15 protein-coding genes and 4 pseudogenes are annotated in these 12713 nt (G+C 62.9%); 9 read left to right on the top strand and 10 right to left on the bottom strand.

Annotated features, from left to right (window positions below; genetic code table 11):
- The first annotated feature begins 60 nt into the window (after positions 1–60).
- The 5 genes and pseudogenes from PVE73_RS08185 to PVE73_RS08205 all read left to right on the top strand — a co-directional run.
- Positions 61–336 (top strand): hypothetical protein, encoded by a 276-nt coding sequence (locus PVE73_RS08185; RefSeq protein WP_277366464.1) that lies wholly within the window; start codon positions 61–63, stop codon positions 334–336.
- A 127-nt stretch (positions 337–463) separates the two neighbouring features.
- Entirely contained in the window at positions 464–670 is a 207-nt protein-coding gene (locus PVE73_RS08190; RefSeq protein ID WP_277366465.1) for a hypothetical protein, read from the top strand.
- 51 nt (positions 671–721) lie between these two features.
- Entirely contained in the window at positions 722–943 is a 222-nt protein-coding gene (locus tag PVE73_RS08195; protein WP_277366466.1) for a hypothetical protein, read from the top strand.
- A 107-nt stretch (positions 944–1050) separates the two neighbouring features.
- Positions 1051–1377: pseudogene (locus tag PVE73_RS08200) on the top strand (DUF3363 domain-containing protein); the annotation flags it as partial.
- 49 nt (positions 1378–1426) lie between these two features.
- A pseudogene (locus PVE73_RS08205) lies at positions 1427–1708 on the top strand (DUF2285 domain-containing protein); the annotation flags it as partial.
- 286 nt (positions 1709–1994) lie between these two features.
- On the opposite strand, the gene PVE73_RS08210 reads toward PVE73_RS08205, so the two are convergent.
- From PVE73_RS08210 to coxB, 3 genes are read right to left on the bottom strand one after another with little or no spacing between them, the layout of a single operon-like run.
- Positions 1995–2354 carry a hypothetical protein gene (locus PVE73_RS08210; protein WP_277366467.1) on the bottom strand — a complete coding sequence of 120 codons (360 nt, stop codon included), beginning with the start codon at positions 2352–2354 and terminating at the stop codon, positions 1995–1997.
- On the bottom strand, positions 2351–4864 hold the full coding sequence (gene ctaD, locus PVE73_RS08215) for a cytochrome c oxidase subunit I (protein WP_277366468.1): 2514 nt from the start codon (positions 4862–4864) through the stop codon (positions 2351–2353). The genes PVE73_RS08210 and ctaD overlap by 4 nt, the downstream gene beginning before the upstream one ends.
- A complete protein-coding gene (gene coxB / locus PVE73_RS08220; protein ID WP_277366469.1) occupies positions 4861–5532 on the bottom strand; it encodes a cytochrome c oxidase subunit II in 672 nt (223 codons plus the stop codon). Before coxB ends, ctaD begins: the two co-directional genes overlap by 4 nt.
- A 54-nt stretch (positions 5533–5586) precedes the next feature.
- Between coxB and PVE73_RS08225 the strand changes: the two genes are divergently transcribed.
- The gene (locus PVE73_RS08225) at positions 5587–6084 is read left to right on the top strand and encodes a DUF2231 domain-containing protein (RefSeq protein ID WP_277366470.1); all 498 of its coding nucleotides are present in this window, start codon (positions 5587–5589) and stop codon (positions 6082–6084) included.
- On the opposite strand, the gene PVE73_RS08230 is transcribed toward PVE73_RS08225, so the two are convergent.
- Positions 6062–6568 carry a CopD family protein gene (locus tag PVE73_RS08230; RefSeq protein ID WP_277366471.1) on the bottom strand — a complete coding sequence of 169 codons (507 nt, stop codon included), beginning with the start codon at positions 6566–6568 and terminating at the stop codon, positions 6062–6064. The genes PVE73_RS08225 and PVE73_RS08230 overlap by 23 nt on opposite strands.
- A gap of 320 nt (positions 6569–6888) precedes the next feature.
- Between PVE73_RS08230 and PVE73_RS08235 the strand changes: the two are divergent.
- A pseudogene (locus PVE73_RS08235) lies at positions 6889–7102 on the top strand (transposase); the annotation flags it as partial.
- A 77-nt stretch (positions 7103–7179) separates the two neighbouring features.
- On the opposite strand, the gene PVE73_RS08240 reads toward PVE73_RS08235, so the two are convergent.
- The 6 genes and pseudogenes from PVE73_RS08240 to PVE73_RS08265 form a co-directional block, all read right to left on the bottom strand.
- Entirely contained in the window at positions 7180–7659 is a 480-nt protein-coding gene (locus PVE73_RS08240; protein ID WP_277366472.1) for a hypothetical protein, read from the bottom strand.
- A gap of 10 nt (positions 7660–7669) precedes the next feature.
- The gene (locus PVE73_RS08245) at positions 7670–8773 is read right to left on the bottom strand and encodes a cytochrome c (protein WP_277366473.1); all 1104 of its coding nucleotides are present in this window, start codon (positions 8771–8773) and stop codon (positions 7670–7672) included.
- Entirely contained in the window at positions 8773–8919 is a 147-nt protein-coding gene (locus PVE73_RS08250) for a hypothetical protein (protein WP_277366474.1), read from the bottom strand. Before PVE73_RS08250 ends, PVE73_RS08245 begins: the two co-directional genes overlap by 1 nt.
- The gene (locus PVE73_RS08255) at positions 8916–9119 is read right to left on the bottom strand and encodes a GMC oxidoreductase (RefSeq protein WP_277366475.1); all 204 of its coding nucleotides are present in this window, start codon (positions 9117–9119) and stop codon (positions 8916–8918) included. The genes PVE73_RS08250 and PVE73_RS08255 overlap by 4 nt, the downstream gene beginning before the upstream one ends.
- Before the next feature lie 366 nt (positions 9120–9485).
- Positions 9486–9962, bottom strand: a complete 477-nt coding sequence (locus PVE73_RS08260; protein ID WP_277366476.1) for a gluconate 2-dehydrogenase subunit 3 family protein — start codon at positions 9960–9962, stop codon at positions 9486–9488.
- 433 nt (positions 9963–10395) lie between these two features.
- Positions 10396–11022, bottom strand: a pseudogene (locus PVE73_RS08265) (integrase core domain-containing protein).
- Positions 11023–11167: 145 nt separating this feature from the next.
- Here PVE73_RS08265 and PVE73_RS08270 point away from each other — a divergent pair.
- On the top strand, positions 11168–12157 hold the full coding sequence (locus PVE73_RS08270; protein WP_277366477.1) for a TRAP transporter substrate-binding protein: 990 nt from the start codon (positions 11168–11170) through the stop codon (positions 12155–12157).
- A 62-nt stretch (positions 12158–12219) separates the two neighbouring features.
- Positions 12220–12711 (top strand): TRAP transporter small permease, encoded by a 492-nt coding sequence (locus PVE73_RS08275; RefSeq protein ID WP_277366478.1) that lies wholly within the window; start codon positions 12220–12222, stop codon positions 12709–12711.
- The last annotated feature ends 2 nt before the right edge of the window (positions 12712–12713 follow it).

Raw genomic sequence — 12713 nt, forward strand, 5'->3', positions numbered from 1 at the left:
TCTCAGAGGAGACGCAGCGCAACGATCTCCGCGACATCGGACGCCTGTTAAGATCGAACCTTGCTGTTGCTCCAGCTACAGGCGTTCGCAGCCTGCGGCGATGACGAGGTGCGCGGGGTGGTGCGCCAGAGCTTCGGTCATCTCTGGCAGGTCGTCAGCGAGACCTCCGGCCTCGACGCGGTCCAAGTCAAGACGTTTATGGCCTACGGGATGTTGCTGAACACCAATGCTGCGCTTTCTGCAGCGGAGATCGATGCGGACTGGGCGCGTCAGGCGACGACCCGCATCAACTCCGGTCATCTCTTCAAGCATCTTACCGTGGAGGCCAACCGATGACCGCGAGCGGCAATGCCTCCATAGCTACCTACGACTGAACGTCGGCTTGAGCCGGCGTTGGTCTTCATCGCGCTCGTCGTCGCTGTCGTCGGCAGCCTCGGCGCGCCGCTGATTACCGCCGTGGCCGGTGACTTCGACGATTGCGGCATGGCTGGCGGTGCCGCGTTCGCCCGCCGAACGGTCCTCAGAGGTCGATCTATTGGGTGCAGCGCTGCTGGGCGGCGGCCTGCTTGCCTTGCTCCTGGCGATCAGCCAGACCAGCGTATGGATCGATCACCCAGGGTTCGCCGTCGCGCTGCTCGCCGCTGCGCCCTACTGTTCAGCGCGTGGGTGATCCACGAACGCAGATGCGCTGCCCCGTTGGTCGATCTCACGGCACCCCGCGATGAGTTTCAATCAGGTTGTTCGCGCCGTCGGTTTTTCAATCGGCAGCGCGCTGGGCGGGTTGACTCTGGCCGCCTATACCGCCGCCGGTGCGGCATTCCCTTCCGATGCTGGATACACGGTGGCGTCGTGGCTCGGCGCTGCAGGGATGTGTGTCACGATCATTGCGGCGCTCCTCCTGCGCCCCCCCATCACGCTCGCACAGCGGTCCCGAGGAAGATGAGACGGACTGCTGAATGGCTGACCGACGTGGCGAATGATATGTGCCACCTGCGATATTTCATTCTCGCTGCCGAGGAAAGCAGGCTTTCGCCGAGCGGCGCTTCGCTTGAGGACGGCATCTAACGGCCGAGCCGCCATTTGGAGCAGGCGCGGTTCGATGGTCGCGTGCCGGATGGCGTCTATGAGGGCTTCATCGACGCACATGTTCGCCGGCTGGAGGCGCTGCGCCGAGCCGGCGTCGTCGAGCGGATCGATGCCGACCAGTGGCGCATCCCGGAGGACTTCGATGGCCGCGCCGCTGCCTATGACGCCGGTCGCGACCGGCAGGCCAACATTCGCGTTCTGTCGGCGTTCGATATGGAAGGCCAGATCGGGGCGGACGGGGCAACCTGGCTCGACCGGCGCCTGATTGCGGGTGAGATCTCCGATCTAGCGGGCGCAGACGCTGCCTAGTGGCGGAGTACATTGGTAGGGAAGACCTCTGATGCGCGTGAGACCCGAGCTTGATCCCGATGTCGATGACGAGGCCCCGAGCGGCCCGGACATCACGCTATACGATGAAGCGCACTTCCTGACCTATCTGCGCCTGCTAGACGCTGATGCCGAGGGTGCGGATCGGGTAGAAGTGGCCCGGATCGTTCTGCATCGCGACCCCGTTGACGAAGCAGCGCGAGCCCGCCGATATTGGGAAAGCCATCTCCCTCGCGCCCAGTTGATGAGGAAGCACGGTTATCGCCGAATACTCGAACAGGCCATTGAGGAGGCGCTGCCGGTATCCTGTCCGAGCAGTACGACTGGGAGGGCAGGGATCTGGTCGGCAATTTCCCGCAGGCCTTCTCGCATTTCGCGCTCGTTGACACCGCGTACAACCTGAAGCGGTGCGAGGGAACGTTGCGCGAGACAAGCGAAGGTCAAGATGCGGATCGGCGCTGAAGAACACCCGCGCCATGGGTGCGATAGTGTCTTGATCCAAAGTGCCATTCGCAATCTGGATCGTTGTTCTCCTGACCATCTCGTTCGTGCGACCTCTGGAAAAGATTCGACTGCGTACGTCAGCACGCCGAAAGCCAAAAGACGCCTGCGAAGCAGAAGGCCGCCGCGCCGAGCGCGGCGAGCGCCAACTGCGCGCCCGCCTGTCGGGTAAAGGCGGGACTGTCGACCTCCTCGGGAGCTTCGCGGCGGCTGCTCTGCAGCCCGCGGAAAAGCACGAAATGGGCCGTCAGAAAGCCCAGAAACAGGATCACGAGAACGGTGCGTTGAAGCGTCACCGGCCCCATCACTTCAATCGACTGCCAGCCGAGCCGGCACCCTGTCGCCTGGATACCGTAAAGCACGACGAAGGCGAAGCTCCAGAGGACGAAGCCCGCAAGAAGCATCGCAAAGGGGACCACTTTCGCCACCCAGCGTTTCATTCCATCCCTCCCGGGCCGCCCAGCAATGTGAGAAGCCAGCCGAAGAGGATGGCGATCATGCCGGCCGCCGCTGAATATGCATGCATGTAGCCGCCGATCTGCAGATCGAGGTTGCGGCGTTCCGATACATAGCCGCCCCGGGCCCTGAACGCGCCATAAAGCGCAAACACCACGCCGAGTAGCGCGTGGAGGCCCGCATAGCAGTAGACGGCAAAGACGGTTGCCGAAACGGCATGCTCTGCGCGATCCGGCACGGCAGCGAAGGCCAGCGATCCGAACAGGAGGGCGGCGAACGCATGCGATGCGGCGGTCGCAAGCAGCCAGGGCATGTTCTTCCCGCCCGCGGCGCGAACCGCCTTGGTTGAGGAGAAGACGGCGAGAGCCAGTGTGAGGATGGCCAGCACCGGGAGCAGAAGTCCAGGCTCTGGTGTGTGGTTGGTGGGCCAGTCCGGGGCGGATACCCAAAGGAAAAGGCCGCCGAACAGCAGGGAGGCATAGAGGGTAGCGTCTGCCGCCAATGTGAGGAGCATGGCAAGCGTGGACGGCGCGGTTCCGCTTTCAAAATGCGGCGGAGCAGCAGCGCCGCGCCCGATCGGAAGCGCGCCGACATCCACCTTGCTGCCGCTGCCACGCGTCCAGAGAAGAAAGAGCGCGACGACAAGAACCAGAGCCACGATGGCGAGCAGGTAGATTTTGGCCATCATCGCAAGGAAGAAGGCGCCGGTGGCGAGCGCGGTGAGAAGCGGAACATAGCTCTGGCGCGGCAGCTCGATCACCTGCTCGATGCGACCGGTCGTCGGCTCCACACCCAGTGTCTCCATCCGGCCCTCGCGCACGAAACCCAGATAGCCACGGCCGGCGGCGATCTCGGGGCCCAATCGCGCAGGCTCCAGCCTGTCGGCGCGCACCGCAATCTCCGGGATCGAGGCGAAGGCATAAGAGGGTGGAGGCGTTGGCATCGCCCATTCCAGCGTGCCGGCCCGCCAAGGATCGCGGCGGAACGGACGCCCGAAGCGGAACTGCAGGACGACGTCGAGGAGGACAAGGCCGAAGCCGATCGTCATAAGGAAACCACCGACCGAGGAGATGAGGTTGAAGAGCTCGATGCCGGGCTCCTGCGGATAGGTGTGCACGCGCCGGGGCATGCCTCTCAGCCCGGTGAGATGCATGATCAGGAAGGTCGTGTTGAAGCCGATAAAGATGAGCCAGAACGCAGCCTTGGACAGGTGGTGGACAGGAACACGGCCGGTGAGATGCGGCATCCAATAATAGGCGGCGGCGAGCATGGGGAAAACGAAGCCGCCGACCAGCACGTAGTGAAGGTGGGCTACGACGAAATGCGTGTCATGCGCCTGCCAGTCGAAGGGCACCATTGCCACCATGACACCCGTCAGGCCTCCCAGGACGAAGATGAACAGGAATCCGAAGACATAGAGCATCGGGATCGAGAAGCGCGGCCTTCCGTGGGCAAGGGTCGCTAGCCAGGCAAAGATCTGGATCGCGGTCGGTATGGCGACGAGGCCGCTCGCTGCCGAGAAGAATCCCAGCGCCAGATGCGGAATGCCCACCGTGTACATGTGGTGCACCCACAGGCCGAAGGACAGGAAGCCCATCGCGATCACCGCGACCACCACCGCGCGATAACCGGCGAGCGGGCGGTCGGCGAAGACAGGCAGGAAGGTGGAGACCGCGCCAGCGGCGGGGAGGAAGATGATGTAGACCTCCGGGTGGCCGAACAGCCAGAACAGGTGCTGCCACAGCAGCGGATCGCCGCCGCGCGTCGGATCGAAGAACGGGAAATCGAAGGCGCGCTCGACCTCCAGCAGAATGGAACCGAGGATGAGCGGCGGGAAGCCGAACAGCATCATGCCGCCCACCACCAGCATGTACCAGGCGAAGATCGGCATACGGTCGAGAGACATGCCGGGCGCCCTGAGCTTCAGGATGCTGGCCACGATCTCGACTGCGGCCGAAAGCGCGGAAATCTCGACGAAAGTCACGCCCAGGAGCCACACATCGGCATTGATACCCGGCGAATAGGCGCGCGAGGAGAGAGGCGTGTACATGAACCAGCCGGAATCCGGCGCCAAGCCGAAGGCAAGAGCGGCCACGAGCATGGTCCCACCGAACAGATAGCACCAGTAGCCGTAGGCGGTGAGGCGCGGGAAGGCGAGATCGCGCGCACCGAGCAGCTTGGGCAGGAGGTAGATCGCCAATCCTTCGAGCATCGGGATGGCGAACAGGAACATCATGATTGTGCCGTGCATGGTGAAGACCTGGGCGTAGAGGTCTTCTCCTATGAACGGGCTGTCCGACGAGGCGAGTTGGGCTCGGATCAGCATGGCCAGAAGCCCACCGATCGCGAAGAAGATCGCAGCGGTCAGCATGAAGCGGCGGCCGAGCATGGTATGATTCACTGCCGCAAGCCGCGCGAGGCCCGGCCCGGTGTCCCAGACGGCCGAAAGCGCCTTGTGCAGCCGAATCGGATCGGGCGTCTCGGGCTCCATCATTCGGCAAAGCCCTTTTCCGCCAATGCCGCGAAATCCTCCGGCTCATGCGCCTCGACCCAAAAGCGCATGCCCGCATGTCCGCGCCCGCAATATTCGGCGCAGAGACCGCCGAAGCGGCCCGCGCGATCAGCCAGGAGCCGTACCTGCGCCGCATGGCCTGGCGTAGCGTCCACCTTGCCGCCGAGCCGCGGCACCCAGAAGCTATGGATCACATCCTCGCTGACGGCGATGACATCGACCGGTTGGCCGGCGGGAATGTGGAGAACGTTGACGGTGGAAGGCGCGGAACTTTCATTGAGATAGTGGAACTCCCATTCCCACTGCCGCGCCTTGGCCTCGATGCGCAGCGGCTGCACCGTGCCGTCTTTTTGGGGAAGAAGCCGTTCGCCTTGAAACAGCGAGTAGTAGACCAGCAGCGTCAGGATGGGCACGGGCATGAGGAGCCCGCCGGAAACGATCCAGGTTCTTGCGGAGACGACGGAGCCGAAGCCCGGCCGCAGCATCGTGAGCACGAAGAGACCCATGACGAGCGTGAAGAGGAGCACGCTGCCGGCGAACATCACCCACCACAATTGCGCGACCGATCCTGCGGCGGGGCCTGCGGGATCGAGCGCGGAAAAGTCGCCCGAGCAGCCTGCGGTCAGCGCCGCCAGGGCGAAGATCGGCATGCAGCGGAACCAGCGGCTCGGTTCGGCGCTTTTTTCGAGAAAGGGAGCGCCGCCATGAGCGAGGAAAACCAGCCCAACCCGGTAGATGAGGCGGTCGAGGAAAAAGATGTCACATCGGCCGTGGCCGTGGCGGGGCACCCCATCCATGCCATGAGCGTTCATTTCCCCATAGCCTTCGTCATAGGCACGCTGGGCGCCGATATGCTCTACTGGTGGACGGCCGATCCCTTTTGGGTGCGGGTGGGCATCTGGTCCTCCGGCTTCGCCTTCGTCAGTGGCGTCGCGGCTGGGCTTGCAGGCACTGCGGAACTTCTGCTTGTGGAAGGAATCCGAGGCCGCGTGGCGAGCTGGGCGCATGGCGTCGCCGCCATGATGCTGCTCTCCGTGGCGGGCCTGAACTGGGGTGTCAGGCTCGCCGAGCCCGCGGCGGTACTCCCCCACGGTCTGCTCCTCTCCGTTCTTGCGACCGGGCTGACGGGCTTGGCCGGATGGCATGGGGGCAAGCTGATCTTTCATCACGGCATCGGCCTCATGGTCTCATCCAAGGATTAAGATCTTCGAAGACGCGCCGAAGTGCTCCAGGTTCCGACATGGCGGCCGGCATCAGAAGGGCTGCATCCAGCGGGGGCTTCGCCAATACGAGGTAGAGAATACCCAGGATGAACGCCACCGTCAGCGCCGTCACCGCCACGAAGCGCCAGACGGGATAAACTTCCCCCTCCCGGAAAAGCCTGATGATGACCAGACCTGTCAGCGTATGCAGGAGCGCGAGGCCGCCCACAAGGGCAAGCTTGGCCGAGAGCCAGCCCTCAAAGACGCCGCGGGCGAAAATGAGAGCGATGCCGGTGCCTATGGCTAGGAAGGCCGCCGGGGAAACAAGCGCCAGATAGGCGAAGCGCACCATCCGCTGCAACCGGAAGAGCTGGTCGGCGTCCTTTACGTGAGCGCGCTGAACGTAAAGACCCGGCAGGCTGACGAGCCCCGCCATCCAGACGGCGATCGCGCCGATATGGACGAGCTTCAGCCATGCGATCAAGGCATGTCCCCCTTTTCACCATGAAAGGCATCCGCATCGGCAACTAAGTCACTAACCTACTCATTCAAGGGGAGTTGTTGCCGGAGGAGGAGTCCGCGGCGGCCGCCGGGCCGCCGCCGCAGAGGGCGTCATTGGTTCAGCGCGTTGCGCCAATAAGTTTCGACTTCGTTTTGCTCGATGGATCTGGTCTGGCTTGGGTCGACGAAGTTCTCCTGAGCGACATTCGGAGCCTGCTCCATCGTCGCTTCGTCGACAGGCAGCCGCGGGCGATGTCGAAATCCTCGACAATCTGGCCCCACAAGAGCCCCAAGGCCGAAGCCGCCATCAAGGCGCGCGGCGCATGGATACTCTTCCTGCCGCCCTATAGCCCCGATCTCAATCCGATCGGAATGGCTTTTCGCCGAGCTGAAGGCTCACCTTCGGGCACGCGCCATCCGCACCATCGACGGTCTCAGGAAGGCCATCGGCGACATCTGTGCCCTCTATTCACCCACAGAATGCCAGAACTACTTCAAAACCGCCGGATATGTCTGAATGCACGTTGCTCTAGTCCGCCGCCGAAAACGGTCGCCCCGCCGGAGGGCTGACCGACGCGCGGATCACAGCGCTGATCATAGGTCAGTAAACAATGCCCGCTTCCCGGCAGAACTGCAGCGAGATGCGGGACGGATCGGCTGCGTTTCACCGCCGGGGTCTTCGCCGGGGGGAGCGCCCGCATCAGCGCCTTCGCCGGCAGGTTCCTGTTCGCCGCCGTCCGACGCTAAGCCGTCGATGTCGATGGTCAGCAGGTCACGATCAATGACGGTCTCGCTTTCGGAGCGCGCATCCGGTGGCTCCCGCGCGGCCGATGGTTCGTCCCCCGCTTCTGCCGCCTCCGGTCGGTCCACGGCGGAGGGCGTCGTCTCTGGGGTGCTGGACGCTACTGTGGCGAAATCGTCCTCGGCAAGCTCGGCGCACCGCTCCAGGATGGCGGCCATGGTGTCGCGATTGCCGGTATCGAACTCCTGCTCGCCCAGATAGATGGGTTGAGCGAAGCTGGTTCCGGCGAGGCCGAAGAGCAGGACGAAGGATAGCTGGACAAGGCGCGACATAAGCTAGCCCTCAATGTTCGTTGGCAAGGTATTCGCGCATCTCCGCAATCTCCGACGCCGAAACGGAGCCCGCGTTCCTGTCCCCCGACTGGCGGAGGTAGGTCAGCAGGTCTGCGATCTGGTCGTCGGACAGCTTCCAGGCGAATGGCGGCATGGCAAGCACGCTTGGCGCCGCCTCTGTCGGTTGCGCGCGGGCGCCCCCGAGAATGATACGGATTGCTGTCGACGGGTCTTCGGCAAGCACCTTGTTCGAGGTTTCGAGCGGGGCAAAGAAATTGGGGACGCCCGAACGATCGGCCGCGTGGCAGGCCGCGTAGTTGTCGAAGTAGATGCCTTCCCCGGTCTCTACACGCGCGACGTCGGGCTGGTCTTGTTCCTCCCGCGGGTCGTCCTCGAGGCTCTTGAGGTACGTAGCGATCGCTTCCAGATCGTCCTCGTGCAGGAACTGCGTGGCGATGGCGACCACCTCGCCCATACGCTGCATGGGAGCGGTATGTCTGGCGCGCCCGTCTCCCAGGAACTCGACGATGTCGCTGTGCTCCCAGTCGACGATACCGCCGTTCTCGCCGCCGAGGATGTTCGGCGCGAACCAATTCTCCAGAACGCCGCCGCGCAGATACTCGTCGTCGTCGGCGGCGCCGAGCGCATTCTTGCCCGTGTGGCAGCCGCCGCAATGAAGAGGCCCATCAACAAGATAGCGACCCCGATTCCATTCCTCCGACCTCTCGGGGCTCGCCACGAACTCCTCGTCGTCGAAGAATAACAGTTTCCAGCCCCACACGGATTGCCGGATACTCAGGGGGAAGGGGAGATCGTTCTCCGGCAACTCCGACCTAACTGGTTCGAGCGTGCGCAAGTAGGCATAGATCGCATCCGTATCTTCCCGCGTCATCAGCGTGAAATAGGGATAGGGCATTGCTGGATAGAGGTGGCGCTCCTCCCGATCGATACCCTCGTTGAGCGCGTTGAAGAAGTCTTCGCGCGACCAGCGACCGAGACCCGTTTCCTCGTCGGGCGTCAGGTTGGATGAATAGATTGTGCCGAACGGGGTCTCCAGCCCCCGTCCACCGGCAAAAGGCCGGCCGTCATTTTCAAGGTCGGTGTGGCAAGCCATCAGCCGCCGGCGGTCGTCAGATAGCGGCCGCGTTCCACCTGCGAGTATGAGAGCTCCTGTGCCTGGGCCGCGTCCGCGCTGAATAACAGCCCCCCGAGCCCGACGGCCGTAGCGATGGAGAGGAATGTGCGCTTGGACGACCTCATGTCTGCACCAGTGGATCGCGTTGGCGGAGGTATTGGTTGATGATGGCGTCAACCGACCAGTGGGCCAGAGCTCCGACCGTGCCGGTGGGATTGTATCCGGCGTTTTGGGGGAACAGACCGGCACCTGTCACAAACAGGTTCGGTAGGTCCCAACTCTGGCAGTAGCGGTTGACTGCACTCGTCGTGGGGTCCGTTCCCATGATCGTCCCGCCAGTGTGTGCGTCGTCTGGTAGGGCACCGAATCGTACGAGCTGCGCCGCGCGTTGACCTTACCTCTCGTCCGCCCATTCCGCGTGCGATCTGCTCGGCGATGGGCGTTATATGCTGAGTCAGCCGCCGGTCGTTGAGCGTGAAATCATAGGTCATGCGCAAGAGCGGGCGCCCGTGGACGTCCGTGTAGGTCGGATCAAGATCGAGATAGTTGCTGCGGTGGGCCATTGATGCGCCGTGCACGCCGACGCTGGTGGTCTTGAGGAAGTTCTCGCGCACCGCGCGCTTCCATCGGCTGCCCCAGTTAGGAAGGCCATCGGGGACGGGGTGGCTCTCGAACCTCCGATCGCGTTTTTTCAGAGGAGGTCGAAGAAGGTTTTCGCCGAGACGCCGTCGAACTCGATCCTTTCCTCGTCCAGGCCGGTGAGGACCTCGTCCTGTCGCTCTGCCGGGAGTTCAACGAAGGGAGAGTCATGCTCGGTGCGGCAATACGCATCCAGTTCCGCGAGCGCGAGCCTGTAGAGCATCGCCGGCGGGTGTTCGCTCTGGTAGCCCTGCGTCGCGGCGGCTTCGCCTAACGGCCCCTTCATATACCAGTGCTGGCCACGCCCGTAGAAGCCGGCCATCTGCCGGTCCAGGAAGGTCACGACGTCGGCTTCCGTGGCGCCCGGCCCGTCGTCGTCGCTGGGAATCAGCCGGGCGCGGATCGCTGCGACGGCCGCGCGTTCGTCCCGAGTGAAAAAGCGATCGTGGTTGGTTCCGAAATAAGGAGTTTCTCCCTTCAGGGGCGACCACGGCATTCCCTTGCCACGACCGTATTCCGCGGCAAGCAAGCTAGGTGGTACCGCGAAAGCTGTGCTCCCAAGAAGCAAGAACTGCAGCACGCGGCGTTGAGTTTGCAAACAAGAAACATCCTCTCTTCCCGGGGCATAACCGGAGATATGGAGGTTCGTTCCTCTTCCCCACCCAAAAAATGGCTAGACGATCCGCTAAAAGGCTGGCCTGCACCGACAGGTCCTGCACTCGGACCCGTTGCGGAACCAACACACGCGCCAAGATGCCAGAGGCGGCGGCATTCCGAAATCTATGACTCTACTGCCAAGCAGGTCTTTGCCGCCCACGCGGCAGTGGCGGACGCGAAGGACCGAGCCGGAGGATGTCGTTGCAGCCATCTGGCGGAGTGACCGAGCCGGACTGCCCATTGCGCAGGCTGCACGCGCCGACGCGACGGCTTTTGCCGCATGACGGCAGGAGAAACCCTTGGGGTTAGATCGAGGCCCAGAAACACTTTGACTGAGCCGCGAGTTTTTCGCTTCGCCCGTAGGACCCGCCGGAATGGCGGAGCCCGCCCAGGCGCCGGCAAAGGCGTAAGCCAGCCGCAAGGGAACTGCTGCTTGTTTTGTTGCCGATCACGCTGTGCGGGCGGACAGTGGTGTAGTCCTTGCGCCATTCCTCCATCTTTGAGCGGGCATCGTCAAGGCTGAGGAACCAGTGGGCGTTGAGGCATTCGGCCCGGAACTTGCCATTGGACGACTCGATGAAGGCGTTGTCCGTGGGCTTTCCGGGGCGGGAGAAGTCGAGCTCCACACCGCGCTGATAGGCCCACAAGCCGGCGCCGGCGGCAGGCCTTAGAGCTTTCGCTTGAGAACGTCCTGCAGCATCGCCGTGTCGAGCGACAGGTCCGCCACGATCTTCTTCACCCGGGTGTTCTCGTCCTCGAGTGACGCATGCGCTTCACCTCCGACGGCGTCAGCCCGCCGTAGCGCTTGCGCCAATTATAGAACGTGGCGTCGGAGATGCCGGCCTTGCGACAGACCTCCGCCACCGGCGTGCACTCATCGCCTGGCGCAGGATGAAGGCGATTTGCGCTTCCGAGGACTTCGACTTCTTCATGGAATTCTCCCTCTCGCAATCCGCGGATCATAATCTGGAAAATTCAGCTCCGAACCGGTCCGAAAAGCGGGGAGCAGGCAGGACGCTTGACTTTCTTGTCTTATGGTATGACAAATGAGAGTGGATGTGAAAGGGAGGATATTCCATGTTCAAATCACTTTTGACGACCTGTGCCTTACTCGGCCTCGCAACGGCACCGGCGATCGCGCAGGACACAAAGACGATCCGCTTTGGCTTCTCATCGGTGAAGGATCTGGAAAACGACAATGGCGCTGCGGCCATCCTGTTCGAGCAGTACGTCGAGACCCACAGCGACACGCTCGAAGTGGAGATATATGGCTCGAGCGAGATTGGTGACGATCAGGACGTGATCCAAGCCCTGCAACTGGGTTCGGGCGCGACGATGCATATCGGCGGCACCGCGACCTACAATACCTTTGTCCCGAGGGCTGGCGTTCTCGATCTGCCGTTCCTGTGGACGGACTATGCCCACGCCGGACGGGCGCTCGACGGGGATGCCGGTGCGGAACTGGCCGCCGATTTCGAACAGGCCGGTTTCAAGGTTCTGGGCTATGGATTTTCCTGGGGCTACCGCAACGTCGTGACCAACGGTGTGGCGGTGACCGAGCCCGAAGATCTCAAGGGACTGAAACTGCGTACCATTCAGTCGCCGATCTATGTCGCGGCGCTCAACGCCATGGGCGCGAACGCGACCCCGATGGGCTTTGACGAAGTCTATACTGCTTTGCAGACCAAAGTACTCGACGGTTTCGAGCACGCCGCCTCGATGGTCTATTCCTCAAAACTCTACGAAGTGACGGATCATGTGGCTCTGACACGGCACCTGTTCGGCCCCACGGTCATGACCTACTCGCTGCCGCTCTGGAATCAGCTGGCCGAAGAGGAACGCCAAGTCGTTCAGGACGCCGCCGACTTCGCGCTCGAAATTGCCCGGGCCATGGCGCCGGGTCGCGAGCAGGAGGCTCTCGACAAGCTGGTGGAAGAAGGGATGACGATCACCGAGGTCGACACCAGTCCATTCATGGAAGCTGCTCAGCCGCTGCAGGATGAACTTGCGGGCACGATCGACGCTTCTGATCTGCTCGAACAGATTAGGGCCGCTGCTGAACAATAGGCTGCGGTGATCGGACGGCCTGTCGCGTGCGGGCCGTCCGGTCTTGCCTCAGGGAGGGTATCATGACCCGTATGCTCGACGGCATTGATCGGCTGGTCGAAGCGCTTGTCGTCATTTGCTTTGGTGCCATCGTCCTTGTGGGCGCGGCACAAGTGTTCAACCGGTATTTCTTCAACTTCTCACTTAGCTGGAGCGAAGAGTTTCAGCGCTACGGCCAGATCTGGATGATCTTTCTGGCGATCCCCGTCGCCTACCGTCGAGGCATGCACATCGGCATGGAGACCCTGCACCCGATTCTATCGGACACGGGCCGCCGTGTCTTTCTCGCCGTTGTCGATATTCTCTGGCTCGCGCTGGCCGTAGCGATGCTGACCGGACTTGAGCGTCTGGTCCAGGTCCTGCAAATGCAACGAAGTCCCGGCCTGGGGCTGCCCATGCACTGGGTGTATGGCGGCATGATCCTGGGGGCGCTTTATATGGCGTTCGTCGCCGTGCGCCGACTGGCCGCCAACGCCATGGGCCAGAATCCCGATCGCAGAATCGAGCAGGCGTAAGC

The organism is Chelativorans sp. AA-79 (assembly GCF_029457495.1).
Taxonomy (GTDB): Bacteria; Pseudomonadota; Alphaproteobacteria; order Rhizobiales; family Rhizobiaceae; genus Chelativorans.

Bases quoted from the DNA above. Each gene is read 5' to 3' on its own strand.
- PVE73_RS08195 (WP_277366466.1), top strand. From the start codon at position 722: ATGAGTTTCAATCAGGTTGTTCGCGCCGTCGGTTTTTCAATCGGCAGC.
- PVE73_RS08210 (WP_277366467.1), bottom strand. From the start codon at position 2,354: ATGAAACGCTGGGTGGCGAAAGTGGTCCCCTTTGCGATGCTTCTTGCG.
- ctaD (WP_277366468.1), bottom strand. From the start codon at position 4,864: ATGATGGAGCCCGAGACGCCCGATCCGATTCGGCTGCACAAGGCGCTT.
- coxB (WP_277366469.1), bottom strand. From the start codon at position 5,532: ATGCCGATCTTCGCCCTGGCGGCGCTGACCGCAGGCTGCTCGGGCGAC.
- PVE73_RS08225 (WP_277366470.1), top strand. From the start codon at position 5,587: ATGAGCGAGGAAAACCAGCCCAACCCGGTAGATGAGGCGGTCGAGGAA.
- PVE73_RS08240 (WP_277366472.1), bottom strand. From the start codon at position 7,659: ATGTCGCGCCTTGTCCAGCTATCCTTCGTCCTGCTCTTCGGCCTCGCC.
- PVE73_RS08245 (WP_277366473.1), bottom strand. From the start codon at position 8,773: ATGGCTTGCCACACCGACCTTGAAAATGACGGCCGGCCTTTTGCCGGT.
- PVE73_RS08250 (WP_277366474.1), bottom strand. From the start codon at position 8,919: ATGAGGTCGTCCAAGCGCACATTCCTCTCCATCGCTACGGCCGTCGGG.
- PVE73_RS08255 (WP_277366475.1), bottom strand. From the start codon at position 9,119: ATGGGAACGGACCCCACGACGAGTGCAGTCAACCGCTACTGCCAGAGT.
- PVE73_RS08270 (WP_277366477.1), top strand. From the start codon at position 11,168: ATGTTCAAATCACTTTTGACGACCTGTGCCTTACTCGGCCTCGCAACG.
- PVE73_RS08275 (WP_277366478.1), top strand. From the start codon at position 12,220: ATGACCCGTATGCTCGACGGCATTGATCGGCTGGTCGAAGCGCTTGTC.